This window comes from Bradyrhizobium sp. sGM-13 (assembly GCF_018398875.1).
Taxonomy (GTDB): Bacteria; Pseudomonadota; Alphaproteobacteria; order Rhizobiales; family Xanthobacteraceae; genus Bradyrhizobium.
Genome location: NZ_JAGWDK010000361.1, coordinates 1 through 257, shown reverse-complemented (window position 1 = coordinate 257; position 257 = coordinate 1). Strand labels below are relative to the sequence as shown.

At 58.4% G+C, this 257-nt stretch carries 1 protein-coding gene; it reads right to left on the bottom strand.

Annotated elements, in window-relative coordinates:
- A partial coding sequence (locus KJQ96_RS39310; protein ID WP_213291252.1) for a hypothetical protein occupies positions 1–257 on the bottom strand: 257 nt, incomplete at both ends.

The window sequence follows — 257 nt, the reverse complement described above, 5'->3', positions numbered from 1 at the left end:
GATTTGCTTTAGAGCCTTAGGCGGCACCTGCGGCAGGGTGAAAAACTCGCGCCATAGCGTCGAATTGACCAACATGCGATGGAATTGAGTCACATGCGGATGCATGTCCTCGAACTGGTTGTAGCGCTGACAGTCGTGCGCGGCGGCGAAATCTGTCGCCAAGTCCACGAGAGACTGCCACGCAACACCTGGCTTGCGGGCGCTGCAGGGGCGATTGAGAAAGCGCATGGCCAGCGAGAATAGCCAACCAACCGGGA